This is a genomic window from Streptomyces sp. NPDC055254 (assembly GCF_053606025.1).
This window is the reverse complement of sequence record NZ_JBSGQV010000002.1, coordinates 253,271-278,890: the sequence shown is the minus strand read 5'-3', so window position 1 is coordinate 278,890 and position 25,620 is coordinate 253,271. Positions and strand designations below refer to the sequence as shown.

Sequence of the window (25,620 nt, the reverse complement as noted above, 5' to 3'; positions counted from 1 at the left end):
CGGGCCAGTTGTCCGCGTTCCCCGCCCTCGGAGGGCGGGCCGCCCAGCGTATCGACAGATGATCACCCCGGGTCCGCCGGGGGACCGGGAGGGCATCGCGCGGGGGACGGGTAGGGCACTGCCCGTGGGACGGGGAGGGCGGCGCCGGGGCACCGGAGGGCGGCGCCGGGGCCGTGCGGGGCGGGACGGCCTGAGAGGATGGGGGCGTACCCGCCGATCCGCAGCGCACACCGAGGGGCGAACACCAGTGACAAGGGCTTCCCTGGACAAGCAGCCGCACGAAGTCGCCTCCATGTTCGACGGAGTCGCCGCGAACTACGACCTCACCAACGACGTCCTCTCCCTCGGCCAGGCCCGCCTCTGGCGCAAGGAGGTCGCCAAGGCGGTCGCCGCGCGCCCCGGCCACACGATCCTCGACCTGGCCGCCGGCACGGCGACCTCCTCACTGCCCTTCGCCGCCACCGGCGCGTACGTCGTCCCCTGCGACTTCTCCCTCGGCATGCTCCGCGAGGGCAAGAAGCGCAATCCGTGGCTGCCGCTGACCGCAGGCGACGCCACGAAGCTGCCGTTCAAGGACGACGTCTTCGACTCCGTGACGATCTCCTTCGGCCTGCGCAACGTCCAGGACACCGACGCCGCCCTGCGCGAGCTGTACCGGGTCACCAAGCCCGGCGGCCAGGTCGTGATCTGCGAGTTCTCGCAGCCCACCTGGGCCCCCTTCCGCACGGTCTACGTCGAGTACCTGATGCGCGCCCTGCCGCCGGTGGCCCGCGCCGTGTCGTCCAACCCCGACGCGTACGTCTACCTCGCCGAGTCCATCCGCGAGTGGCCCGACCAGCCGGCGCTGGCCGCGCTGCTGCAGAAGGCCGGCTGGGGCAAGGTCGCCTGGCGCAACCTGAGCGGCGGCATCGTGGCCCTGCACCGCGGCGTCAAGGCGTAGCAGGCGGTGGAGGCCGGGGCTTTCGACTACGCGGAGCTGCTGGAGCGGGTCGCGGCGGACATCGCCCCGCTGATCGGCAGCGGCACGCCCGCCGAGTACATCCCGGCGCTCGCGACCGTGGACCGGGGCCGGTTCGGGATGGCGATCGCCGACCTCGACGGCAACGTCTTCGGCGTGGGGGACTGGCGGACCCCCTTCTCCGCCCAGTCGATCACCAAGGTGTTCGCGCTCGCCCTGGCGCTCGCCGAGGGCGGCGACAGCCTGTGGGAGCGGGTGGGCCGGGAGCCGTCGGGCAACCCGTTCAACTCGCTCGTGCAGCTGGAGTACGAGAACGGCGTCCCGCGCAACCCGTTCATCAACGCGGGCGCCCTCGTGGTGACCGACCGGCTCCAGACCCTGACCGGTGACGCGAGCAGCGAACTGCTGGAGTTCCTGCGCCAGGAGAGCGGCAACCCGGGCATCGGCTTCGACGCGGAGGTGGCCGCCTCCGAGCAGGAACACGGCGACCGCAACGCCGCCGTGGCCCACTTCATGGCCTCGTACGGGAACATCGACAATCCGGTGCCCGCGCTGCTGGAGCACTACTTCTGGCAGTGCTCCATCGAGATGAGCTGCGCCGACCTGGCGCTCGCCGGCCGCTTCCTGGCCCGGCACGGGCTGCGCGCGGACGGCTCGCGGTTGCTGACGCGCAGCGGGGCCAAGCAGATCAACGCGGTGATGCTGACCTGCGGGACGTACGACGCGGCCGGCGAGTTCGCCTACCGCGTCGGACTGCCGGGCAAGAGCGGCGTGGGCGGCGGCATCGTCGCGGTCGTCCCGGGCCTGTGCACACTGGCCGTCTGGAGCCCCGGCCTGGACGCCCGGGGCAACTCGGTGGCGGGCGTGGCAGCCCTGGACCGCTTCACGACCCTGACGGGCCTGTCCGTGTTCTGAACCCTCCCTCGCGCGCCGCGGCCGCGGACGCCCTCCCCGGCCCCGGCCCGCCGCCCGCACCCGACGCCGACCAGGAGCCCCCGGCACCGCGGGCGCGCCGGATCGCTGGGCGCTCGCCGTCTCTCAGCGGTCGGCTGCCGTCCGGGGCCGGCCGCCCGCAAGGATGCTATGGACGGCAGTCGGCCCCGTCGGCCGCTTCGACGTTGGCGCTTGTGCAGAGAGCTTCTTCGGCACCGGCGCCGGTCTCGCAGGCCACTGTGTCGACGGAAGACTGACCCATGTAGATGACTCCTGAGTCGTGATCGTTTCGATGAGCACCCAAGGCGGCAGCCGCCGGCCGAAGTACCGGCGGATCGCTGATGCGCTGAGGACGGCTGTCCAATCGGGCGAGTACGGGCCGGGTGACCGTCTGCCAGGTGAGAACGACCTCATGGCTGCCTACGGTGTCGCCCGGATGACCGCACGTCAGGCCCTCGGCGTGCTGCAGAACGAAGGCCTCGCGGAGGCGCGGAAGGGCGCCGGCGTCTTCGTGCGGGCGTTCCAGCCCTTGCGGCGGCGCGGCATCCAGCGCCTGGCGCAGGAACGGTGGGGCTCAGGCCGCTCCATCTGGTCCGCCGATGCCGGAGACAGAGAGCTGATCGTCGATCAGATCGAGGCCGGCGAGGAAGAGGCTCCCCACCGCATCGTCGACGTCCTTGGCGTTCCTGCCGGGTCCCGAGTGTGGGCGCGCAGTCGCCGCTTCGTGCTCGATGGCAAGCCGGTGCTCTTCGCGACGTCGTACCTGCCGTCGGACGTCGTTGCCGACTCTGCCATCACCCAGGCCGACACCGGCCCCGGTGGGACGTACGCGAGGCTGGCCGAGCTGGGGCACGGGCCCGTTCACTTCCGCGAGGAGATCCGCTCCCGGATGCCTTCGGCGGATGAGGCGGAGCGGCTCGCGCTCTCCATGGGCACACCTGTCATCCAGATCGTCCGCACCGCGTTCACCGAGGGCGGGCGGGCCGTCGAGGTCAACGAGATGACCCTGGACTCCGCGTCCTACGTGCTGGAGTACGACTTCGACGCCTAGTTCGACGGCGTACGGCAGCTCCTGATCGGTTTCTGCCCCGGACATCGGCCCCGGACGGGAGAGATGGGGAGCGCGTAGCCATCCGGTGCGCTCGTCCGTCCCCGGTGGGCTGCTGGGCGGGCTCTGATGCGGGTATCAGCCCCGGACGGCCGTCGGACGCTGTGCCGAGGAGCGCGTGGCGATGGGCGGCGCGCGTGGCCCCGGAGGGGCTGGGCCGGCCCGACACGAGAGACCAGACCCTCCTCCCTCCGGTCAAGGAGATGCCGTCCACCCGCCCCCCCGGCCGGCGGGGAGGGGGTGGGCCGGCAGCAGCCGGCCCGGGTGCGGGGCGGTGGGGGTAGAAGTCCCGCACGTGCGTGGACCCGTACCCCGCCCCTCACTCCCGCCCGAGCGCCAGCTCGTAGCGGCGGCCGTACCGGGTACCGCCCGGCAGGAGGAACCGCTCGGCCAGCGGCATGCCCAGGCGTTCCGCCACCGCGATCGACCGGGCGTTCGCGTCGTTGATCATCGCCACCACCCTCGGCACACCGGCCTCGCGCACCCGCTCCAGCGTGGCCAGCGCGGCCGCGTAGGCGTACCCCCGGCCCCACGCGGAGCGGGCCAGCCGCCAGCCGATCTCGATCTCCCCGACCGGCCCCCACGCCTTCTCCCGGGGCCACGGCTGCGCTCCCGTGAAGCCGATCACCGTGCCCTCCTCGTCCAGCAGCGTCCACAGGCAGTAGCCGAGCTGGGCGTCGTGCATGCGCTGCCGCGCGGTGATCTCCTCGTAGAAGGACAGCTCGGCGGGCCCACCGAGGAACTCCATGACGTCGGGGTCGTCGAAGGCGCGGTGCCAGGCGTGCGCGTCCTCGTCGGTGGGCACGCGCAGGCTCACGGAAGGCAGCGGCCGGGTCTGCGAAGTGGACGAGCCGGGTGAGGTGGTCAACGGGGGTGGCCCTTCTGATCGCGGTCTCTCTCGCTGCATAGACTGCACAGGTCCGGCGTCTTTGGGCACCCCTTATCGAGTATCGAGCCTTCGGGAGACACCGCAGTGACCGAGCCCCTCTCCGAACACTCCGCGGACGTCATCGTCGTCGGAGCCGGTCCCGCCGGCTCGACCACCGCCTACTACCTCGCCAAGGCCGGGCTGGACGTCCTGCTGCTGGAGAAGACCTCCTTCCCCCGTGAGAAGGTCTGCGGCGACGGCCTGACCCCGCGCGCCACCAAGCAGCTGGTCGCGATGGGCATCGACATCTCCGAAGAGGCCGGCTGGCTCCGCAACAAGGGCCTGCGCATCATCGGCGGCGGGCAGCGGCTCCAGCTGGACTGGCCGGAACTCGCCTCCTTCCCGGACTACGGACTGGTCCGCAAGCGCGACGACTTCGACGAGACGCTGGCCCGCCAGGCGCAGAAGGCCGGCGCCCGGCTGTACGAGCGCTGCAACGTAGGCGAGCCCGTCCGCGACCCGCGCACCGGCCACATCACCGGCGTGCGGGCGAAGCTGGGCGAGGAGAAGACCCCGGTCACCTTCAGCGCGCCGCTGGTCGTCGCGGCCGACGGCAACTCCTCCCGGCTGTCGCTGGCGATGGGCCTGCACCGGCGCGAGGACCGCCCGATGGGCGTCGCCGTGCGGACGTACTTCACCTCGCCCCGGCACGACGACGACTACCTGGAGTCCTGGCTGGAGCTGTGGGACCGGCGCGGTGCGCAGGACCGGCTGCTGCCCGGCTACGGCTGGATCTTCGGCATGGGCGACGGTACGTCCAACGTCGGTCTCGGCATCCTCAACTCCTCCTCCGCCTTCAAGGAGCTGGACTGGCGCGAGGTCCTCAAGGCCTGGTGCGCGTCCATGCCGGAGGACTGGGGCTACACCCCCGAGAACATGACGCAGCCGATCCGCGGCGCGGCCCTGCCCATGGCCTTCAACCGGCAGCCGCACTACACCAAGGGCCTGCTGCTGGTCGGTGACGCGGGCGGCCTCGTCAACCCGTTCAACGGCGAGGGCATCGCGTACGCCATGGAGTCGGGCCAGATCGCGGCCGACGTCATCGTGCAGGCGCACGCCCGTGCCACCCCGGCCCAGCGCGAACTGGCCCTGCACACCTACCCGAAGGTGCTCAAGGAGACCTACGGCGGCTACTACACGCTGGGCCGCGCCTTCGTGAAGCTGATCGGCAACCCGAAGGTCATGAAGGTCGCCACGCAGCGCGGCCTGACACACCCGGTGCTGATGAAGTTCACGCTCAAGATGCTCGCCAACCTGACCGACCCGACGGGCGGCGACGCGATGGACCGCATCATCAACGGCCTCTCGAAGGTGGCTCCGCGTTCGTGATCATTCAACCGGGACCGCGGAAAAGGGGCGGGGGCGGAACAGGTCGGGTCTACGACCAACCCTGCTCGGTAAGTGCCTCGGCGCCCCTGAGGTAGCCGTAGAGGCCGGCGGCGGGGTACTCGATGATGTCCTCGGGCAGGGCGTCGACCGGGAACCACGTCAGGGCGAGGCCCTTCTCGGGCTCGCGGTTGACCGGCTCGCCGGTCCATTCGGTCGCGAGGAAGAACAGGCCGATCCGCTCGACCTGCTCGCTCTGCTTGTGGTGCACGGTGTGCACGAGCCGCAGGTGCCCGGGGTCGACCTCGATCCCGGTCTCCTCGCGCAGCTCGCGGGCGGCTCCGACGGTGAGCGGCTCGGCCCGGTCGAGCTTGCCGGAGGGAGCGTGCCATCGGCCGTGTCCGTACGGTCCGCCGCGCTGCGACAGCAGGATCATGTCGCCGTCGCGCAGGATCACGTGCGTGTCGATGACGGGGGCTGCGGGTGCGGAGCTCATGGGTTCACCGTGGGGTCGTCGGGTCTGCGTACGCCGGCTGAGCTCTCACACGTGGACGATCTTCACCCTCGGCGAACCGGGAAGTTCCTCGGCGGCCTTGCACAGCGCCGGGATGTGCGACGTGTCGGACGTGACGAGCAGGACCGGGGGTGTGCAGAGCGCGGCCGTGGCCACCACGAGTGCGTCCACGAGGCATTCGTGCCCGTCAAGGCCCGAAGCGTCCAGCAGCTTCGCTGCGGCCTCTGTCACCGCGTCGTTGACCGGTTTCACGTCGAACCGGGACAGCAGGAACTGGAGTCGCTTGGCGGCCTCTCCGGTTCGGCGCACCTCCAAGGGCGTCAGGGCGGACAGTGCCACTCGGCGGCCGCTCTGCTGAGCTACCTCGATGCGCGCCCGCATCCCCTCGTCGCCGTCGACGTGCAGCGAAAGCACTTGGGCGTCCAGGACGAGCGTGCCCTCGCTCTTGGCCTTGATCTGGAGGCGCTTGCTCACCACTCCTGTTCCGCCTGCCGTCGCGCTTCGGCGGAGACGGGGCCGAACGCCTTGCGGTCAGCGGCCACGACCTCGCGGAGCTTTTGCGCGGCGAGCCATTCCTCCAGGGCTTCGGCTACGACGGAGGAAAAGCCGTTCTTGCCGGTGCGCTCCTCGACTTCCTTGATCAGCGATTGCGCGAGCGACACGGATCTCTTACCGGCCCGCTCGGCGGGCTGGGGCGCTACGTGGCTGCTCATACCTAAAACGTAACACCGCCGGTAGGAAAAATCTCGGGTGCAGCACCCAGCCTCAGTGGAAGCAGGGTGGCTCCGAAGGCGCCGACGGCGAGCAGGTAGGACCGAGCGCGGCCGGGTGGGCGGCGGGGGCGCCGGAGTGCGGGCGTCCGTACAGCCGTCGGGTCACGGGTCTCCAGCTCCCGCGGGCGCGCGGCCGGGCGGGCGCGGCCACCTTCGCGGGGCCCCGGGCGGGTGCGGCGCGAGGGGTCCGGAACGGCCCGAGGGCCGGTACTCCGCCCCCGAGCGGGGGAGTACCGGCCCTCGGGCCTACAACGGCGGTTCCGGCGCCCGAGCGGTGCTCAGAGGGCCCCGGGAGGCCGGTCGACGCCACGTCACGAGAGGCCGGGGAGGCCTGCGGCGTCACGAGGCCGGAGAGGCCGGGGAGGCCTGCGGCGTCACGGGAGGCCGGCGGGGCCCACAGCGTCACCGGAGGCCGGGGGAGGCCTCAGAGGACGCGGACGGCGCCCGTCGGCTTGTCGTAGCTCAGGGAGCGCTCGACGATGCCCGTGCCGGAGTTCTGCGCGCCGACGAACTTGCCGCCGCCGACGTAGACGGCGACGTGGTACGCGCTGCCCTTGGCGCCCCAGTACAGGATGTCGCCCGGCTGGAGGGCGTTCAGGGACACCGACGTGCCGGCCGTGGACTGCGCCTGGGACATGCGCGGCAGGGAGATGCCGGCCTGGCGGTAGGCGGCCTGGACGAGGCCGGAGCAGTCGAAGGAGGACGGGCCGGTGCCGCCCATCACGTACGCCTTGCCGACCTGCGCGCGGGCGAAGTTCACGATGGCCGCGGCCGAGCCGGTGGCCGGGGCGCTGACGGAGCTTCCGGAGCTCTTGGCGGTGGATCCCGCGTTGGAGGCGGGCGCGGAGGCGGTCGCCAGGGAGGCGCGGGCCGTGCTGCGGTCCGCGCGCTCGGCCGCGGCCTTGCGGTCGGCCTCGTCCTTCGCCTTCTTCTCGGCGTCGGCCTTCTGCTGGGCGTCTTCCTTGGCCTTCTTCGCCTCGGCGGCGGCGCCGGTGCGGGCGCTCTCCTCCTGGGCGGTCAGTTCGCCCTCGACGGCCGCGGCGCGGGTGTTCTCGGCCGCCTTGGTGACGGCGGAGGAGACCTCGGCGCCCAGGTCCAGGTTGAGGACCGGCATTTCGAGCGTCGTCTCGGCCACGGGCTCGGCGGACGGGGACGCGCTCGCGGTGCCGGCCATGGCGAGAGTGCTGAGGACGCCACCGGCAACTCCGGCGCGGACCGCGAGCTTCGAGGCGCTGCGGCGGGGCTTCCGGTGGCTGGGTATGTGAGCGGTGTGGGACATGAGTACAACCGCTATCAGGGGGGCAGGGTTCCCTTCAAGAAACGTGGGGTGCGCCACAGTTGTGCGCGAATGGCACGAACCGGGCGCGCCTCGCCTCTTATTGACGCCGTAACGGGCTAAACGGACATGCATTCACAAGGCTGTGATCATGGGGTTTCAGCATTAAGTCCTAATTGATCCCGGGCCTACCATTCCGGCGCACTGTTGGCCAAGCCCTCTTTCGGTGGCGCGGATTCCGTGTGGCGCAGGTCACAGTCGTGTCTCGCCGCGGGGTCGCCGTGGCCCGGTCGTGACCTCGCTGTGAACCGGACCGTGATCGACCCCGGGGTGAGGGACGCCCCGGACGCGGGTACGCGTGGGGCAGGTCCTCGTACGCGGCGACCACCGACCCGTCCACCGGAAGCGGCTCGTGAACGGATGCACACGGTCCGCGACCGCGGTCGGTCCCCGCGCGCCCCCGCGTCCACCTCCGTACGCGGAGCCTCCCCCGCCCGGGGGACCCGGATCCCCATACCACCCGGCATCCGAGGGTGCCAATTTGCGTGCAGGGGCCATTTTTTGATAGGGCACCCTGCCCTCTACCTGCGGTAACGCGGCCGGATGTCACCTTTGGTGATCATGTGGATGCTTCACGTATGAAGATCACCACTCATTGGACTTGATGATCGTTCGTCAGGTGGTGGAGATCACAAACGCGGTCTTGCAACCCGTGTCGCAGATCACAGACGAGCGGGCATAAGATGCGCAGCAGTCCGGCTTGTGAACTGCCTCACATGTACACGATCTTCGCGAGGCGGGACACGCCCCCGGTCACCGCTGGAGGGGCTCCGGCCGGCGCAGCGGTCCAACGGTCAAGGACGACTGGAAGGAGCGAGGAGCGTGAATGCGTACGCGCCCATCCTCGTGCTCGGCGCCCTCGGCGCAGGGTTTGCGATCTTCTCCGTGGTCATGGCCACGCTGATCGGCCCAAAACGGTACAACCGGGCGAAGCTCGAAGCCTACGAGTGCGGCATCGAGCCGACGCCGTTGCCGGCCGGCGGCGGCCGCTTCCCCATCAAGTACTACCTGACGGCGATGCTCTTCATCGTCTTCGACATCGAAGTTGTCTTCCTCTACCCCTGGGCCGTCACCTTCGACTCCCTGGGGATCTTCGGGCTCGTCGAGATGCTGCTCTTCGTGCTCACCGTCTTCGTCGCCTACGCCTACGTCTGGCGCCGCGGCGGCCTGGAATGGGACTGAGGGGCTGAATTTTCCATGGGACTGGAAGAGAAGCTGCCGAGCGGCTTTCTGCTGACCACCGTCGAACAGGCCGCGGGCTGGGTGCGCAAGTCATCCGTCTTCCCCGCGACCTTCGGCCTCGCGTGCTGCGCCATCGAGATGATGACCACCGGAGCGGGCCGGTACGACCTGGCCCGCTTCGGCATGGAGGTCTTCCGCGGCTCACCCCGCCAGGCCGATCTGATGATCGTGGCCGGCCGGGTCAGCCAGAAGATGGCGCCCGTGCTGCGGCAGGTGTACGACCAGATGCCCGCTCCCAAATGGGTCATCTCCATGGGGGTTTGTGCATCCTCGGGCGGAATGTTCAACAACTACGCGATTGTCCAGGGTGTCGATCACATCGTCCCGGTGGACATCTACCTGCCCGGCTGCCCCCCGCGCCCGGAGATGCTGATGGACGCGATCCTCAAGCTCCACCAGAAGATCCAGGGCGCCAAGCTCGGCGTGAACCGGGAAGAGGCGGCACGCGAGGCGGAGGAGGCGGCCCTCAAGGCGCTCCCCCTGATCGAGATGAAGGGGCTGCTCCGGTGAGCGAGACCCAAGAGCCGGCGAACGGCACCGACGCGGGCAACGGCGGCAACGTCCCCGCCCCGCGCGCACAGGGCCCCGAGGTCATCGGGGTCCGCAAGGGCATGTTCGGCGCCGCCGCCGGCGGCGACACCAGCGGCTACGGCGGCCTGGTCCGCACGATCGCCCTGCCGGGCGCGTCCGCCCGGCCCTACGGCTCGTACTTCGACGAGGTCGTCGACGAGCTGGAGGGCGCCCTGGAGGAGCAGGACCTGGTCCCCGAGAACGCGATCGAGAAGACCGTGGTCGACCGGGGCGAACTCACCCTCCACATCGCCCGCGAGCACCTCGTCCGGGTCGCGCGCACCCTGCGCGACGACCCGGCCCTGCGCTTCGAACTGTGCACCGGCGTCTCCGGCGTGCACTTCCCCGGCGACAAGGGCCGCGAGCTGCACGCCGTCTACCACCTGCGCTCGCTCACCCACGGTCGGGTGCTGCGGCTGGAGGTCTCCGTCCCGGACGCCGACCCGCACATCCCTACCCTCGTCCCGGTCTACCCGACCAACGACTGGCACGAGCGCGAGACGTACGACTTCTTCGGCCTGGTCTTCGACGGCCACCCGGCCCTGACCCGGATCATGATGCCGGACGACTGGCAGGGCTTCCCCCAGCGCAAGGACTACCCGCTCGGCGGCATCCCCGTCGAGTACAAGGGCGCCCAGATCCCGGCTCCCGACCAGCGGAGGTCGTACAGCTGATGTCCACGCCACACCACGCCTCCGCCCACGCCTCCGCGCGCGAGACCACCGAAGGCACCGTCTACACCGTCACCGGCGGCGACTGGGACGAGATCGTCCGGTCGGCCGCCAAGGCCGACGACGAGCGCATCGTCGTCAACATGGGCCCCCAGCACCCCTCCACCCACGGAGTGCTCCGCCTGATCCTGGAGATCGACGGGGAGACGGTCACCGAGGCCCGCTGCGGCATCGGCTACCTGCACACCGGCATCGAGAAGAACCTCGAATACCGGAACTGGACGCAGGGCACCACCTTCGTGACGCGCATGGACTACCTGACGCCGTTCTTCAACGAGACGGCGTACTGCCTCGGCGTCGAGAAGCTGCTCGGCATCACCGACCAGATCCCGGACCGCGCCACCGTCATCCGCGTCCTGCTGATGGAGCTCAACCGGCTCTCCTCCCACCTGGTGTGCATCGCCACCGGCGGCATGGAGCTCGGCGCGACCACGATCATGATCTACGGCTTCCGGGACCGCGAGCTGATCCTCGACATCTTCGAGCTGATCACCGGTCTGCGCATGAACCACGCGTTCGTCCGCCCCGGCGGTCTCGCGCAGGACCTGCCCCCCGGCGCCGTCGACCACCTCCGCGAGTTCGTCAAGACCATGAAGAAGAACCTGCCGGAGTACGACAAGCTCGCCACCGGCAACCCCATCTTCAAGGCCCGCATGCAGGACGTCGGCCACCTCGACCTGACCGGCTGCATGGCCCTCGGCGCCACCGGCCCCGTCCTGCGCTCCGCCGGTCTTCCGCACGACCTGCGCAAGTCGGACCCGTACTGCGGCTACGAGGACTACGAGTTCGACGTCCCGACCACCGACACCTGCGACTCCTACGGGCGGTTCCTGATCCGGCTGGAGGAGATGCGCCAGTCGCTGCGCATCGTCGAGCAGTGCCTGGACCGGCTGGAGCCCGGACCGGTCATGGTCGCCGACAAGAAGATCGCCTGGCCGGCGCAGCTGGCGATGGGCCCGGACGGGCTCGGCAACTCGCTCGACCACATCAAGAACATCATGGGCACCTCCATGGAGGCCCTCATCCACCACTTCAAGCTGGTGACCGAGGGCTTCCGGGTACCGGCCGGGCAGGCGTACGCGGCCGTCGAGTCCCCCAGGGGCGAACTCGGCGTCCACGTCGTCTCCGACGGCGGCACCCGCCCCTACCGGGTCCACTTCCGCGACCCGTCCTTCACCAACCTGCAGGCCATGGCCGCGATGTGCGAGGGCGGCCAGGTCGCCGACGTCATCGTCGCCGTCGCCTCCATCGACCCCGTGATGGGAGGCGTCGACCGATGACAGAGATCTCGCTGGGTATGCCCCAGCTGCCGGCCCCCGACTTTCCGGCGGAGGTGCGCGAGCGCCTCGAAGCGGACGCCAGGGACGTCATCGCGCGCTACCCGGACAGCCGCAGCGCGCTGCTGCCCCTGCTGCACCTCGTCCAGTCGCAGGAGGGCTACGTCTCGCGCACCGGCGTCCGCTTCTGCGCCGAGGTACTGGGCCTGACCACGGCGGAGGTCACCGCGGTCTCCACCTTCTACACGATGTACCGGCGCAAGCCCTCCGGGGACTACCAGGTCGGGGTGTGCACCAACACCCTGTGCGCGGTGATGGGCGGCGACGCGATCTTCGAGGAGCTCAAGGAGCACCTCGGGGTCGGCAACAACGAGACCACCGCCGACGGCAAGGTCACGCTGGAGCACATCGAGTGCAACGCGGCCTGCGACTTCGCCCCCGTGGTGATGGTGAACTGGGAGTTCTTCGACAACCAGACCCCCGAGTCCGCCAAGGCCATGGTCGACGACCTGCTGGCCGGCCGCCCGGTCGAGCCGACCCGGGGCGCGCCGCTGTGCACGTACAAGGAGACCGCCCGGATCCTGGCCGGCTTCCCGGACGAGCGCGAGGGCGCCGTGGAGGCGACCGGCGGCGCCGGACCCGCCTCCCTGATCGGGCTGCGCCTCGCGCGCGGCGAGAGCCCGCACGCCTCGATCGTGCACCCGCGGGGCGAGGCCCGCGGCGGAGCCGACACCGAGGGAGGGGAGTGATGTCCGTGTCCACCGAACTGAGCAAGAACGGTACGAGCCCGGAGAAGCTCCTCGCTCCCGTGCTGTCGGCGTTCTGGGACGAGCCCGGGTCCTGGACGCTGGAGACCTACCGACGCCACGAGGGCTACCAGGGACTGCGCAAGGCCCTCGCGATGACCCCGGACGACCTCATCGCGTACGTCAAGGACTCCGGTCTGCGCGGCCGGGGCGGCGCCGGCTTCCCCACCGGCATGAAGTGGCAGTTCATCCCGCAGGGCGACGGCAAGCCGCACTACCTCGTCGTGAACGCGGACGAGTCGGAGCCGGGAACCTGCAAGGACATCCCCCTGCTCTTCGCCAACCCGCACTCCCTCATCGAGGGAATGATCATCGCCTGCTACGCGATCCGGTCGCAGCACGCCTTCATCTACCTGCGCGGCGAGGTCGTACCGGTCCTGCGGCGCCTGCACGAAGCCGTGCGCGAGGCGTACGAGGCCGGATACCTCGGCAAGGACGCCCTGGGGAGCGGGCTCGACCTCGACATCACGGTGCACGCGGGAGCGGGCGCGTACATCTGCGGCGAGGAGACGGCACTGCTCGACTCCCTCGAAGGCCGGCGCGGTCAGCCCCGGCTGCGTCCCCCCTTCCCCGCCGTGGAGGGGCTCTACGCCTGCCCCACCGTCGTCAACAACGTCGAGTCCATCGCCTCGGTTCCCGCGATCCTGAACAAGGGCAAGGACTGGTTCAAGGCGATGGGGACGGAGAAGTCTCCCGGCTTCACCCTCTACTCGCTCTCCGGACACGTCGCGGGCCCGGGCCAGTACGAGGCCCCGCTCGGCATCACCCTGCGCCAGCTCCTCGACATGAGCGGCGGCATGCGCCCCGGGCACCGGCTCAAGTTCTGGACCCCGGGCGGCTCCTCCACCCCGATGTTCACGGACGAGCACCTCGACGTCCCGCTCGACTACGAGGGCGTCGGCGCGGCCGGCTCGATGCTCGGCACCAAGGCGCTCCAGTGCTTCGACGAGACCACCTGCGTGGTGCGGGCCGTCACCCGCTGGACGGAGTTCTACGCGCACGAGTCCTGCGGCAAGTGCACCCCCTGCCGCGAAGGCACCTACTGGCTGGTCCAGTTGCTCCGCGACATCGAGGCCGGCAAGGGAGTCATGTCCGACCTCGACAAGCTGAACGACATCGCCGACAACATCAACGGCAAGTCCTTCTGCGCGCTCGGCGACGGCGCCGCCAGCCCGATCTTCTCCTCGCTCAAGTACTTCCGCGAGGAGTACGAGCAGCACATCACGGGCAAGAGCTGCCCCTTCGACCCCAAGAAGTCGACCCTCTGGGCTGACACGGAGGTGAACGCATGACCGTCACCACTGACGCTCCCGCCGGTGGCGGAGACGCCGCGGGGTCGCGGCGGGACGCCGAGAACACGGTCTCGCTGACCATCGACGGCATCGAGCTGTCGGTCCCCAAGGGCACCCTCGTCATCCGGGCCGCCGAACAGCTGGGCATCGAGATCCCCCGGTTCTGCGACCACCCGCTCCTCGACCCCGCCGGTGCCTGCCGCCAGTGCATCGTCGAGGTCGAGGGCCAGCGCAAGCCGATGGCCTCCTGCACCATCACCTGCACGGACGGCATGGTCGTAAAGACCCAGCTCACCTCCCAGGTCGCCGACAAGGCCCAGCGCGGGGTGATGGAGCTGCTGCTCATCAACCACCCGCTGGACTGCCCGGTCTGCGACAAGGGCGGCGAGTGCCCGCTGCAGAACCAGGCCATGTCCCACGGCAACGCCGAATCCCGGTTCGAGGGCCGCAAGCGCACCTACGAGAAGCCCGTCCCCCTCTCCACCCAGGTGCTGCTGGACCGCGAGCGGTGCGTGCTGTGCGCGCGCTGCACCCGCTTCTCCCAGCAGGTGGCCGGCGACCCGATGATCGAGCTGGTCGAGCGCGGCGCGCTCCAGCAGGTCGGCACCGGCGAGGGCGACCCCTTCGAGTCGTACTTCTCCGGCAACACCATCCAGATCTGCCCCGTCGGCGCCCTCACCTCCGCCGCCTACCGGTTCCGCTCCCGCCCGTTCGACCTCGTCTCCTCCCCGAGCGTGTGCGAGCACTGCGCGGGCGGCTGCGCGACCCGGACCGACCACCGCCGCGGCAAGGTGCTGCGCCGACTGGCCGCGGAGGACCCCGAGGTCAACGAGGAGTGGATCTGCGACAAGGGCCGCTTCGGTTTCCGTTACGCGCAGCGCCCCGACCGGCTCACCACCCCGCTGGTGCGCGGGGCCGACGGGATCCTCGCCCCCGCGAGCTGGCCCGAGGCCCTGGAGGCCGCCGCCGCGGGCCTCGCCGCCGCGCGCGGACGGGCCGGAGTGCTCACCGGGGGCCGGCTCACCGTCGAGGACGCCTACGCGTACGCCAAGTTCGCCCGCGTCGTGCTGGACACCAACGACATCGACTTCCGGGCCCGCGTGCACAGCGCGGAGGAGGCCGACTTCCTGGCCGCCGCGGTGGCCGGCACCGGCAAGGACCTGGACGGCACGGGGGTCACGTACACCTCGCTGGAGGCGGCGCCGGCCGTCCTCCTCGCCGGCATCGAGTCGGAGGAGGAGGCCCCCGGTGTCTTCCTGCGGCTGCGCAAGGCGCACCGCAAGCACAAGCAGCGGACCTTCGCCCTCGCCCCCTTCGCCACCCGCGGCCTGGAGAAGGCCGGCGGCACCCTGCTGGCCGCCGCCCCCGGCACCGAGCCCGCGTGGTTCGACGCCCTGGCCACCCGCACCGGCCTGGAGGCCGGTGGCGCGGACGCGGCCGACGCGCTGCGCCGGCCCGGCGCCGTCATCGTGGTCGGAGAGCGCCTCGCCGGGGTGCCGGGAGCGTTGACCGCCGCCGTCCGGGCCGCCGCCGCGACCGGGGCCGCCCTGGTGTGGATCCCGCGCCGGGCCGGTGAGCGGGCCGCCGTCGAGGCGGGCGCGCTGCCGTCCCTGCTGCCCGGCGGCCGCCCGGCCACCGACCCGCGGGCCCGCGGGGAGGTCGCCACCGCCTGGGGCCTGGACGAGCTCCCGCACCGCTACGGCCGCGACACCGGCCAGATCGTCGAGGCCGCGGCCTCGCGCGAACTGTCCGCGCTGCTGGTCGCGGGCGTCGAGGTCACCGACCTGCCCGACCCGGCCCGGGCTCGGGTCGCCCTCCAGGAGGCCTTCGTCGTCTCCCTGGAACTGCGGCCCGGCGAGGTCACCGACCACGCCGACGTGGTCCTCCCGGTCGCCGCGGTGGCCGAGAAGGCGGGCGCGTTCATCAACTGGGAGGGCAGGGTGCGGCCGTTCGAGGCCGCGCTCAAGCCCGACCAGATGACCCGCCGCCTCGCCCCCGCCGACGCCCGCGTGCTGCACATGCTGGCCGACGCCGCCGACCGGCCGATCGCCCTGCCCGACGTGCAGGCCGTACGCCGGGAGCTGGAGCGGCTCGGCCCCTGGGAGGGCGAGCTCGCCACCGAGCACTCCACCGACCCGGTGCCGCCGCCCCGTCCCGGCGCGGGCGAGGCGGTCCTCGCGGGCCACCGGCTCCTCCTCGACCTCGGCCGGCTCCAGGACGGGGACGACGCCCTGGCCGGCACCCGGCACGAGGCGAGCGCCCGGCTGTCGGCCGCCACGGCCGCCGAGACGGGCGTCAAGACGGGCGACGTCCTCGCGGTGACCGGCCCCGCCGGTACCGTGCGGCTCCCGCTCCGGGTCACCGAGATGCCCGACCGCGTGGTCTGGCTCCCGCTGAACTCCACCGGTTCCGGCGTCCTCGCCGACACCGGCTCCCGCCCGGGCACCCTCGTCCGGATCGGGCCCGCGACGCCGGCCGACGCCGGCGGCACCCCTGCGGAGGTGGGCGCGTGAACGCGGTACACGGTGACCTCGTACAGCTCGCCGCGGAGGACCTGTCCCTGTTCGGGCGGGACGTGTGGTGGCTGGTCGTCATCAAGGCGGTGTTCTGCTTCGCCTTCCTGATGGTGACGGTGCTCTTCTCCATCGTGTGGGAGCGCAAGGTCGTCGCCTGGATGCAGCTGCGCATCGGACCCAACCGGCACGGGCCCTGGGGCATGCTCCAGTCGCTCGCCGACGGCGTGAAGCTGATGCTCAAGGAAGACGTGATCGTCAAGCGGGCCGACAAGGTCGTCTACGTCCTGGCCCCGATCATCGCGGCGATCCCGGCCTTCATGGCCATCGCGGTGATCCCCTTCGGTCCCGCGGGCAACGAGGTCTCCATCTTCGGCCAGCGCACCACGATGCAGCTGACCGACCTGCCCATCGCGATGCTCTACATCCTCGCGGTGGCCTCGGTCGGCATCTACGGCATCGTCCTCGCGGGGTGGTCGTCCGGATCCACGTACCCGCTCCTGGGCGGCCTGCGCTCCTGCGCGCAGATGATCTCCTACGAGATCGCCATGGGCGCGGCCTTCGCCTCGGTGTTCCTCTACTCCGGTTCGATGTCCACCTCGGCGATCGTCGAGGCCCAGGCCGACCGCTGGTACATCGTCCTCCTGCCGGTCTCCTTCATCATCTACGTCATCACGATGGTCGGCGAGACGAACCGCGCCCCCTTCGACATGCCGGAGTCCGAGGGCGACCTGGTCGGCGGCTTCAACACCGAGTACTCGTCCATCAAGTTCGCGCTGTTCATGCTCGCCGAGTACGTCAACATGGTCACCGTCTCGGCGGTCTCGGTCACCCTGTTCCTGGGCGGCTGGCGGGCCCCGTACCCGATCAGCACCTTCTGGGAGGGCGCGAACCACGGCTGGTGGCCGATGCTCTGGTTCGTCCTCAAGGTGCAGCTGCTGCTGTTCTTCTTCATCTGGCTGCGCGGCACGCTGCCGCGCGTGCGCTACGACCAGCTGATGAAGCTCGGCTGGAAGGTCCTGATCCCGGTCTCCGTGGTCTGGCTGATGCTGGTCGCCACCGTCCGGGCCCTGCGCAACGAGGCCTACGACTTCAGCGAGATCGTCCTCTACGTCGGCGGCGCGGTCGTGGCGATCCTGCTGCTCTCCTTCGTCGCCGACCTGTTCCGCGACAAACGCGAGAAGGCGGCCGCCGAGCAGGCCGGCAAGGCCGCGGCCGACGAGCCCTTCGACCCGTTGGCGGGCGGCTTCCCCGTACCGCCCAAGCCCGGCCAGCACCTGGCACCCGTACCCCGCCGACGGCCCCGCAGCGAGCGGGAGCTGGCGGTCGGCGGCACGGGGAACACGGACAGTGACCGAGAGGAGGCTTGAGAAATGTCTGACGAGAAGTGGCACAACCCCGTGGCCGGCTTCGGCGTGACCTTCAAGGCCATGTTCAAGAAGCGGCTCACCGAGCAGTATCCGGAGCAGCGCAAGACCACCGCCCCGCGCTTCCACGGACGGCATCAGCTCAACCGGCACCCCGACGGTCTGGAGAAGTGCATCGGGTGCGAACTGTGCGCCTGGGCCTGTCCGGCCGACGCGATCTACGTCGAGGGCGCGGACAACACCGAGGAGGAGCGCTACTCCCCGGGTGAGCGGTACGGCCGGGTCTACCAGATCAACTACGCCCGCTGCATCCTGTGCGGGCTGTGCGTCGAGGCGTGCCCCACGAGGGCGCTGACCATGACGAACGAGTTCGAACTGGCCGACTCCAGCCGCGAGTCGCTCATCTACACCAAGGAGCAACTGCTCTCCGGCCTCACCGAGGGCATGGTCGAAGCACCGCACTCGGTCTTCCCCGGCACGGACGAGCAGGACTACTACCGGGGTCTTGTGACGGGGGCCGCCCCGGGCACCGCCCGGCAGGTCGCCGTATCCAAGGGCGAGACGGCCGAGAACGGGACGGCCGAGAACGGAACGGCCGACAACGGAACGGCCGACAACGGGACGACGGCGGGCGGACCCCGGCACGAGGAGGTGGACGCGTGAGCACCGTCGCCGCAAGCCTCACCTCCACGGGCGAGGCCGTGCAGTTCTGGATCCTGGGCACGGTCGCCGTCATCGGCGCCCTGGCCACGATCCTGATGAAGAAGGCCGTGCACAGCGCCCTCAGCCTGGCCGGGACGATGATCATCCTGGCCGTCTTCTACCTCGCCAACGGGGCGTACTTCCTGGGCGTCGTCCAGGTCGTCGTCTACACCGGCGCGATCATGATGCTGTTCCTCTTCGTGGTCATGCTCGTCGGCGTCACCGCCGCCGACTCCCTGAAGGAGACGCTCAAGGGCCAGCGCTGGCTGGCCGCCCTGTGCGGGCTCGGCTTCGGCATCCTGCTGATCGCCGGCATCGGCCACGCCCGGCTCACCCACTTCAACGGGCTCGGCCGGATCAACTCCGCCGGACACGTCGAAGGTTTGGCGCAGCTGATCTTCACCAAGTACGTCTTCGCCTTCGAGATCACCGGCGCGCTGCTGATCACGGCGGCCGTCGGCGCCATGGTGCTCACCCATCGCGAGCGCACCGAGCGGGCCGCCACCCAGCGCGAGCTCGCCGAGAAGCGCGTCCGCGAGGGCGTCCAACTCCCGCCGCTGCCCGCCCCCGGCGTCTACGCCCGGCACAACGCGGTGGACGTCGCCGGTCTGCTGCCGGACGGCACCCCCTCCGAGCTCACGGTCAACAAGACCCTGCGCGCCCGCGGCCAGATCCGCGACGTCTCCAGCGAGGCGCTCGACGACCTCAAGGCACTGGAGCAGGCGTCCTCGGAACGCCTCGGCCGTGAGGAGGCCTCGCAGTGAATCCGGTCAACTACCTCTACCTGTCGGCCCTGCTGTTCACCATCGGCGCGGCCGGCGTGCTGATCCGGAAGAACGCGATCGTGCTGTTCATGTGCGTCGAGCTGATGCTCAACGCCTGCAACCTCGCCTTCGTCACCTTCTCCCGGATGCACGGCAACCTCGACGGCCAGATCATCGCGTTCTTCACGATGGTCGTCGCCGCCGCGGAGGTCGTGGTCGGCCTGGCGATCATCGTGTCGCTCTTCCGTACCCGCCACTCGGCCTCGGTCGACGACGCCAGCCTGATGAAGCTGTAAGGGGCGTTTCACAGTGGAGAATCTGATTGCGCTGCTGGTGGCGGCGCCCCTGCTCGGAGCGGCGGTGCTGCTGTGCGGCGGCCGGCGCCTCGACCGGGTCGGCCACTGGATCGGCACCGTGCTCGCGGCCGTCTCCTTCGGCATCGGCACGGCCCTGTTCGCCGACATGCTGGGGCGCGGCGCCGACGACCGGACGCTGCACCAGCGCCTGTTCACCTGGATCCCCGTCGAGGGGTTCCAGGCGGACATGGCCTTCCAGCTGGACCAGCTGTCGATGACCTTCGTCCTGCTGATCTCCGGGGTGGGCACGCTCATCCACGTGTACTCGATCGGGTACATGGAGCACGACGAGCGCCGCCGCCGCTTCTTCGGCTACCTCAACCTGTTCGTCGCGGCGATGCTGCTGCTCGTCGTCGCCGACAACTACCTGCTGCTCTACTTCGGCTGGGAGGGCGTGGGCCTCGCCTCCTACCTCCTGATCGGCTTCTGGCAGCACAAGCCCAGCGCGGCCACGGCCGCGAAGAAGGCCTTCCTGGTCAACCGCGTCGGCGACATCGGCCTGTCGATCGCGATCATGCTGATGTTCACGACGTTCGGCACCTTCGCCTTCGGGCCGGTGCTCGGAGCGGTCGGCGAAACGTCGGAAGGCACCCTGACGGCCATCGGCCTGATGCTGCTGCTGGCCGCCTGCGGCAAGTCCGCCCAGGTCCCGCTGCAGTCCTGGCTCGGTGACGCGATGGAGGGCCCGACCCCGGTCTCGGCCCTGATCCACGCGGCGACGATGGTGACCGCCGGCGTGTACCTGATCGTCCGCTCGGGCGCCATCTTCAACGGGGCGCCCGACGCCCAGCTGGCGGTCACCGTCGTGGGCGCGGTCACGCTGCTCTTCGGTGCGATCGTCGGTTGCGCGAAGGACGACATCAAGAAGGCCCTCGCCGGATCGACGATGTCGCAGATCGGCTACATGATCCTGGCCGCCGGCCTCGGCCCGATCGGCTACGTGTTCGCGATCATGCACCTGGTCACGCACGGCTTCTTCAAGGCGGGCCTCTTCCTCGGCGCCGGTTCCGTGATGCACGGGATGAACGACGAGGTCGACATGCGCAAGTACGGCGGGCTGCGGAAGTTCATGCCGGTCACCTTCGTGACCTTCGGCCTCGGCTACCTGGCCATCATCGGCTTCCCCGGCCTGTCCGGCTTCTTCTCCAAGGACATGATCATCGAGGCGGCCTTCGCCAAGGGCGGCACCCAGGGCTGGATCCTCGGCGGCGTCGCCCTCCTGGGCGCCGGCATCACCGCCTTCTACATGACCCGCGTCATGCTCCTCACCTTCTTCGGCGAGAAGCGCTGGCAGCCCAACGCGGACGGCCACGAGCCGCACCCGCACGAGTCCCCGAAGTCGATGACCATCCCGATGATCATTCTGGCGTTCGGCTCGGTCTTCGCCGGAGGCTTCTTCGAGATCGGCGAGCGCTTCCTGAAGTGGCTGGAGCCCGTCACCGGCTACGAACACGGCCACCCGCCGGTCAGCGCGCTGACGGTGACGCTGGCCACCATGGCGGTCCTCGTCGCCGGCGTCGCCGTCGCCTGGACGATGTACGGCCGCAAGCCCGTCCCGGTGGTCGCCCCGCGCGGCTCGGTCCTCACCCGGGCCGCCCGACGGGACCTGTTCCAGGACGACTTCAACCACGTCGTGCTGGTGCGCGGCGGAGAGCACCTGACCCGCTCGCTCGTGTACGTCGACCACAGCCTGGTCGACGGAGTGGTCAACGGGACGGCCGCCTCGGTCGGCGGGCTCTCGGGCCGCCTGCGCAAGCTGCAGAACGGCTACGCCCGCAGCTACGCGGTCTCGATGTTCGGGGGCACGGCGATCCTGATCGCCGCGACCCTGCTGATGAGGGCGGTGTGAAATGAACTTCCCGCTTCTGACGGTGACGGCCGCGGTCCCCGCGGTCGGCGCCATCCTGACGGCGGCCGTCCCGGCGACCCGCAGGACCGCCGCCAAGTGGCTCGCGCTGCTCTTCTCGCTGGCGACACTGGCCCTGGCCGTGCTCGTCGCGATCCGCTTCGAGCCCGGTGGCGACCGCTACCAGCTCACCGAATCCCGCTCCTGGATCGCCGACTTCGGCGTCCGCTACGAGCTGGGCGTGGACGGCATCGGCGTGGTCCTCATCGGGCTCACCGCGGTCCTGATGCCGTTCATCATCCTGGCCGGCTGGCACGACGCCGACCCGTTGGAGACCACGAGCCGGCGCTGGCGGCCGACGCAGGGCTTCTTCGCCCTGATCCTGCTGGTCGAGGCGATGGTGATCATCTCCTTCGAGGCCACCGACGTCTTCCTCTTCTACATCTTCTTCGAAGCCATGCTCATCCCGATGTACTTCCTCATCGGCGGCTTCGGGGACCGGGCGACATCCTCCCGATCAGCCGCTTCCGCGGCGGGCGGGTCCGACGAGAACGCGGCCGCGCAGCGCTCGTACGCCGCGGTCAAGTTCCTCCTCTACAACCTGGTCGGCGGCCTGATCATGCTGGCCGCCGTCATCGGGCTGTACGTGGTCGCCGGGAACTTCTCGCTCCAGGAGATCGCCGCCGCCCGCGCCGCGGGCACGCTAGACATGGCGACCGACACCGAGCGGCTGCTCTTCCTCGGCTTCTTCTTCGCCTTCGCGGTGAAGGCCCCGCTGTGGCCCCTGCACACCTGGCTGCCCAACGCGATGGGCGAGGCCACCGCCCCGGTCGCCGTGCTGATCACCGCCGTCGTCGACAAGGTCGGCACCTTCGCGATGCTCCGCTTCTGCCTCGGGCTGTTCCCGGAGGCCAGCAAGTGGGCCACGCCGGTGATCATCGTCCTGGCGCTGATCAGCATCGTCTACGGCGCGCTGGTCGCGGTCGGCCAGCGCGACATCAAGCGGCTGGTCGCCTACGCCTCGATCTCGCACTTCGGCTTCATCGTCCTGGGCATCTTCGCGATGACCTCCCAGGGCCAGTCCGGCGCCACCCTCTACATGGTCAACCACGGCCTGTCGACGGCGGCGCTGATGCTGGTCGCCGGCTTCCTGATCTCGCGGCGCGGCTCCCGGCTCATCGCCGACTACGGCGGCGTGCAGAAGGTGGCTCCGGTCCTGGCCGGCACCTTCCTGATCGGCGGCCTCGCCACCCTCTCCCTGCCGGGCCTCGCGCCGTTCGTCAGTGAGTTCCTGGTCCTGGTCGGCACGTTCGCCCGGTACCCGGTCGCCGGCATCGTCGCCACCGTCGGCATCGTGCTGGCCGCCCTCTACACGCTGGTGCTCTACCAGCGCACCATGACCGGCCCCGTGGCGGAGGAGGTCCGCACCATGCCGGACCTGCGCCTGCGGGAGGTGCTGGTGGTCGCCCCGCTGATCGCGGTCCTGATCGGCCTGGGCGTCTACCCCAAGCCGCTGACGGACATCGTCAACCCGGCGGTGGAGCACACCATGTCGGACGTCAAGCTGACCGACCCGAAGCCCGAGGTGGCTGTCGAGGCCAAGAATGGGGAGGCGGCGAAGTGAGCGCAGTGACTGCTGCCCAGAGCCTGCTGACGGTGGCGGCGGAGGGTCCGGTCGACCGGATCCCGGCGCCGGTCATCGAGTACGCGCAGCTGGCGCCCACGCTGATCGTGGTGGGCGCGGCGATCGTCGGGATCCTGGTGGAGGCCTTCGTGCCGCGCAGGTCCCGCTACTACGTGCAGGTGTTCCTCGCCGTCGCCGCGCTGGCCTCGGCCTTCGCTGCGGTCGTCGGCCTCGCGGCCGCCGGGTACGGGGGCACCAAGGCGCACATCGCGGCGATGGGCGCCATCGCCGTGGACGGTCCGGCCCTGTTCCTCCAGGGCACCGTCCTGCTGGCGTCGATCGTCGCGATGTTCACCTTCGCGGAACGGCGCCTCGACCCGGTCTCGCACGGGAACCGGGTGGACTCCTTCGCCGCCCAGGCGGCGTCCGTACCGGGCAGCGACAGCGAGAAGGCGGCCGTCAAGGCGGGCTTCACGACCACCGAGGTCTTCCCGCTGGCCCTGTTCGCGATCGCCGGCATGTTGATCTTCCCGGCGGCCAACGACCTGCTGACGCTGTTCATCGCCCTGGAGGTCTTCTCCCTCCCGCTGTACCTGCTCTGCGCCGTCGCCCGCCGCCAGCGGCTGATGTCGCAGGAGGCCGCGGTGAAGTACTTCCTCCTGGGTGCCTTCTCCTCGGCCTTCCTGCTCTTCGGCATCGCGCTGCTCTACGGGTACGCGGGCTCGGTCTCGTACGCGGTGATCGCCGACGTCGTGGACGGCACGGTCGCCGCGATGGACCCGGCGCTGGCCGCCACCATGGGCAATGACGCGCTGCTGCTCATCGGCGGCGCGCTGATCCTGACGGGCCTGCTCTTCAAGGTGGGCGCGGTCCCCTTCCACATGTGGACCCCGGACGTCTACCAGGGCGCCCCGACCCCCGTCACCGGCTTCATGGCGGCGGCGACGAAGGTGGCCGCCTTCGGCGCCCTCCTGCGCCTGCTGTACGTGGTCCTGCCGGGGCTGCGGTGGGACTGGCGGCCGGTGATGTGGGGCGTCGCGATCGTCACGATGCTGGCGGGCGCGGTGATCGCCGTGACCCAGACGGACGTCAAGCGGCTGCTGGCGTACTCCTCGATCGCGCACGCGGGCTTCATCCTGGCCGGTGTCATCGCGACCTCGGCGGAGGGCGTCAAGTCCGTCCTCTTCTACCTGGGCGCGTACTCCTTCGTGACGATCGGCGCCTTCGCGGTGGTCACGCTGGTGCGCGACGCGGGCGGCGAGGCCACGCACCTGTCCAAGTGGGCCGGCCTGGGGCGGCGTTCGCCCCTGACGGCGGCCGTGTTCGCGGTGTTCCTGCTCGCCTTCGCGGGCATCCCGCTGACCTCCGGATTCGCCGGGAAGTTCGCCGTGTTCAAGGCGGCGGCGGAGGGCGGCGCGGGCGTGCTGGTCGTGGTCGGCGTCATCTCGTCCGCGATCGCCGCGTTCTTCTACATCCGCGTGATCGTCCTGATGTTCTTCAGCGAGCCGAAGGCCGACGGCCCGACGGTGGCCGTCCCCTCACTGCTGACGATGACCACCATCGCGGTGGGCGTCGCGGTCACCCTCGTCCTGGGCGTGGCTCCGCAGTACTTCCTGGAACTGGCGGGGCAGGCGAGCACGTTCGTCCGCTGAACCGGTACACGGCACGGCACGGCCGAGGGCCCGGCTCCCGTTGGGGGAGTCGGGCCCTCGGCCGGTTCACGTCGTCCGCGGTCCAGCCGCCCGGAGGCGGGATCGGCCAGCTGTGTTCCGGGTTCATCAGTGCTCCCATGAGCCGCGGTCTCGCGAGTGCGGCCAGCGTATCGCCGGGGAATCCCGGAGCACCGCCGCTACGAGTGGGTCATGTGCTTGGAGCACTTGACGGCCGGGTTCCAGTTGTGGAAGAGGCCGGCCGGATTGTATTTGTAAGCCCACAGGTGGAGGTCGAAGTGCTTCGGCATCCCCGGGGTGTGGCCCGGCATCGGGCCGTCGAAGGGGAGGCCGAACATGGTGGGGCGGCCGGCCGTCGTCGCAAGGTCCTGGTCGGGGTCCGCGACCATCCACTCGACCGCGTACAGCTTGCGTCCGCCGCCCGGGCCCTTCTCCGGGCCGTAGATGATCGCCGTCGGCTTCGCCGGGTCGGTCGAACCCCAGCGGGACCTGTTCTCGTAGTGGTAGCCCATCGAGCCCGGGCCGCGCGGGTTGTCCATGCAGTCGTCGGTGCGGACGTAGCCGTCCGCGACCGCCGCCCTCTCGTTCGCGTACTTGGCCGTCACCCGGTAGGCCGTCGCCAGGTCGAGCATGGCCCGGCGGTCCTTCGGATCGGGCGCCGGGCCCTTCACGGCCTGCGCCGGGGGGAGCGCGGCCAGGGCTATGGACGCGGCGGCGGCGAAGACGAGGACGGCCTTGCGGGAACGGGCGGACATCGGTGCTCCTGCCGATCGGGGACGTTTCGTCCACCATCGGGGCGTACCGGGGGACGTGCACGTCCCGTGCCCCCAAACGGGGGCACGGGGGAGCCGACGGGGCGTCAGGGGCGGGTGGTGCCGGGGAGGCAGCGCGCCTTCGGGTTGAACGTGGCGAACAGGCCCGCCGGGTTGTCCTTCCAGAGCCACACGTGCAGGGCGTAATGCGTCTTCTGCCCCTTGAACCGGC

24 protein-coding genes are annotated in these 25,620 nt (G+C 70.5%); 18 read left to right on the top strand and 6 right to left on the bottom strand.

The genetic code is table 11. The features are described from left to right. Positions 1-247 precede the first annotated feature (247 nt). From ACWFQ8_RS03515 to ACWFQ8_RS03505, 3 genes are all read left to right on the top strand, one after another. Entirely contained in the window at positions 248-940 is a 693-nt protein-coding gene (locus ACWFQ8_RS03515) for a demethylmenaquinone methyltransferase (RefSeq protein WP_453784494.1), read from the top strand. A gap of 6 nt (positions 941-946) precedes the next feature. Next, a complete protein-coding gene (locus ACWFQ8_RS03510; protein ID WP_453784493.1) occupies positions 947-1,873 on the top strand; it encodes a glutaminase in 927 nt (308 codons plus the stop codon). A 310-nt stretch (positions 1,874-2,183) separates the two neighbouring features. Next, on the top strand, positions 2,184-2,942 hold the full coding sequence (locus ACWFQ8_RS03505) for a GntR family transcriptional regulator (RefSeq protein ID WP_453784492.1): 759 nt from the start codon (positions 2,184-2,186) through the stop codon (positions 2,940-2,942). 376 nt (positions 2,943-3,318) lie between these two features. Here ACWFQ8_RS03505 and ACWFQ8_RS03500 read toward each other — a convergent pair whose 3' ends face one another. Continuing rightward, positions 3,319-3,867 (bottom strand): GNAT family N-acetyltransferase, encoded by a 549-nt coding sequence (locus ACWFQ8_RS03500; protein WP_453784491.1) that lies wholly within the window; start codon positions 3,865-3,867, stop codon positions 3,319-3,321. A 105-nt stretch (positions 3,868-3,972) separates the two neighbouring features. Between ACWFQ8_RS03500 and ACWFQ8_RS03495 the strand changes: the two genes are divergently transcribed. Continuing rightward, a complete protein-coding gene (locus ACWFQ8_RS03495) occupies positions 3,973-5,256 on the top strand; it encodes a geranylgeranyl reductase family protein (protein ID WP_453784490.1) in 1,284 nt (427 codons plus the stop codon). A 49-nt stretch (positions 5,257-5,305) separates the two neighbouring features. Here ACWFQ8_RS03495 and ACWFQ8_RS03490 read toward each other — a convergent pair whose 3' ends face one another. The 4 genes from ACWFQ8_RS03490 to ACWFQ8_RS03475 all read right to left on the bottom strand — a co-directional run bounded on the left by ACWFQ8_RS03490 (position 5,306) and on the right by ACWFQ8_RS03475 (position 7,819). After that, on the bottom strand, positions 5,306-5,749 hold the full coding sequence (locus ACWFQ8_RS03490; RefSeq protein ID WP_453784489.1) for an NUDIX hydrolase: 444 nt from the start codon (positions 5,747-5,749) through the stop codon (positions 5,306-5,308). Positions 5,750-5,794: 45 nt separating this feature from the next. Continuing rightward, on the bottom strand, positions 5,795-6,241 hold the full coding sequence (locus tag ACWFQ8_RS03485; RefSeq protein ID WP_453784488.1) for a PIN domain-containing protein: 447 nt from the start codon (positions 6,239-6,241) through the stop codon (positions 5,795-5,797). Continuing rightward, on the bottom strand, positions 6,238-6,480 hold the full coding sequence (locus tag ACWFQ8_RS03480; protein ID WP_453784487.1) for a hypothetical protein: 243 nt from the start codon (positions 6,478-6,480) through the stop codon (positions 6,238-6,240). Before ACWFQ8_RS03480 ends, ACWFQ8_RS03485 begins: the two co-directional genes overlap by 4 nt. A gap of 484 nt (positions 6,481-6,964) precedes the next feature. Next, the gene (locus ACWFQ8_RS03475) at positions 6,965-7,819 is read right to left on the bottom strand and encodes a C40 family peptidase (protein WP_453784486.1); all 855 of its coding nucleotides are present in this window, start codon (positions 7,817-7,819) and stop codon (positions 6,965-6,967) included. An 879-nt stretch (positions 7,820-8,698) separates the two neighbouring features. On the opposite strand from ACWFQ8_RS03475, the gene ACWFQ8_RS03470 reads away from it, so the two are divergent. From ACWFQ8_RS03470 to nuoN, 14 genes are read left to right on the top strand one after another with little or no spacing between them, the layout of a single operon-like run. Continuing rightward, positions 8,699-9,058, top strand: coding sequence for an NADH-quinone oxidoreductase subunit A (locus ACWFQ8_RS03470; RefSeq protein WP_384375927.1), 360 nt, complete (start codon positions 8,699-8,701; stop codon positions 9,056-9,058). Positions 9,059-9,073: 15 nt separating this feature from the next. Continuing rightward, entirely contained in the window at positions 9,074-9,628 is a 555-nt protein-coding gene (locus ACWFQ8_RS03465) for a NuoB/complex I 20 kDa subunit family protein (RefSeq protein ID WP_453784485.1), read from the top strand. After that, positions 9,625-10,362, top strand: a complete 738-nt coding sequence (locus ACWFQ8_RS03460) for an NADH-quinone oxidoreductase subunit C (RefSeq protein ID WP_453784484.1) — start codon at positions 9,625-9,627, stop codon at positions 10,360-10,362. Before ACWFQ8_RS03465 ends, ACWFQ8_RS03460 begins: the two co-directional genes overlap by 4 nt. Continuing rightward, a complete protein-coding gene (locus ACWFQ8_RS03455) occupies positions 10,362-11,699 on the top strand; it encodes an NADH-quinone oxidoreductase subunit D (protein ID WP_453784483.1) in 1,338 nt (445 codons plus the stop codon). The genes ACWFQ8_RS03460 and ACWFQ8_RS03455 overlap by 1 nt, the downstream gene beginning before the upstream one ends. Continuing rightward, entirely contained in the window at positions 11,696-12,445 is a 750-nt protein-coding gene (gene nuoE, locus ACWFQ8_RS03450) for an NADH-quinone oxidoreductase subunit NuoE (RefSeq protein ID WP_453784482.1), read from the top strand. The genes ACWFQ8_RS03455 and nuoE overlap by 4 nt, the downstream gene beginning before the upstream one ends. After that, positions 12,445-13,794, top strand: a complete 1,350-nt coding sequence (nuoF, locus tag ACWFQ8_RS03445; protein WP_453784481.1) for an NADH-quinone oxidoreductase subunit NuoF — start codon at positions 12,445-12,447, stop codon at positions 13,792-13,794. Before nuoE ends, nuoF begins: the two co-directional genes overlap by 1 nt. After that, positions 13,791-16,307: an NADH-quinone oxidoreductase subunit G gene (locus tag ACWFQ8_RS03440; RefSeq protein WP_453784480.1), complete on the top strand. Its 2,517-nt coding sequence runs from the start codon at positions 13,791-13,793 to the stop codon at positions 16,305-16,307. Before nuoF ends, ACWFQ8_RS03440 begins: the two co-directional genes overlap by 4 nt. Next, on the top strand, positions 16,304-17,677 hold the full coding sequence (nuoH, locus tag ACWFQ8_RS03435; protein WP_453784479.1) for an NADH-quinone oxidoreductase subunit NuoH: 1,374 nt from the start codon (positions 16,304-16,306) through the stop codon (positions 17,675-17,677). The genes ACWFQ8_RS03440 and nuoH overlap by 4 nt, the downstream gene beginning before the upstream one ends. Before the next feature lie 3 nt (positions 17,678-17,680). After that, entirely contained in the window at positions 17,681-18,337 is a 657-nt protein-coding gene (gene nuoI, locus ACWFQ8_RS03430; protein WP_453784478.1) for an NADH-quinone oxidoreductase subunit NuoI, read from the top strand. Further along, positions 18,334-19,140 carry an NADH-quinone oxidoreductase subunit J gene (locus ACWFQ8_RS03425; RefSeq protein ID WP_453784477.1) on the top strand — a complete coding sequence of 269 codons (807 nt, stop codon included), beginning with the start codon at positions 18,334-18,336 and terminating at the stop codon, positions 19,138-19,140. The genes nuoI and ACWFQ8_RS03425 overlap by 4 nt, the downstream gene beginning before the upstream one ends. Then, on the top strand, positions 19,137-19,436 hold the full coding sequence (gene nuoK / locus ACWFQ8_RS03420; RefSeq protein ID WP_112449176.1) for an NADH-quinone oxidoreductase subunit NuoK: 300 nt from the start codon (positions 19,137-19,139) through the stop codon (positions 19,434-19,436). The genes ACWFQ8_RS03425 and nuoK overlap by 4 nt, the downstream gene beginning before the upstream one ends. A gap of 13 nt (positions 19,437-19,449) precedes the next feature. Continuing rightward, positions 19,450-21,345 (top strand): NADH-quinone oxidoreductase subunit L, encoded by a 1,896-nt coding sequence (nuoL, locus tag ACWFQ8_RS03415; protein WP_453784476.1) that lies wholly within the window; start codon positions 19,450-19,452, stop codon positions 21,343-21,345. A gap of 1 nt (position 21,346) precedes the next feature. Beyond that, positions 21,347-22,966, top strand: coding sequence for an NADH-quinone oxidoreductase subunit M (locus ACWFQ8_RS03410; protein ID WP_453784475.1), 1,620 nt, complete (start codon positions 21,347-21,349; stop codon positions 22,964-22,966). Positions 22,967-22,971: 5 nt separating this feature from the next. Next, on the top strand, positions 22,972-24,618 hold the full coding sequence (gene nuoN / locus ACWFQ8_RS03405; protein WP_453784623.1) for an NADH-quinone oxidoreductase subunit NuoN: 1,647 nt from the start codon (positions 22,972-22,974) through the stop codon (positions 24,616-24,618). Positions 24,619-24,815: 197 nt separating this feature from the next. Here the strand turns inward: nuoN and ACWFQ8_RS03400 are convergent, their stop codons facing one another. Beyond that, entirely contained in the window at positions 24,816-25,391 is a 576-nt protein-coding gene (locus ACWFQ8_RS03400; protein ID WP_453784474.1) for a hypothetical protein, read from the bottom strand. Between the last annotated feature and the right edge of the window lie 229 nt (positions 25,392-25,620).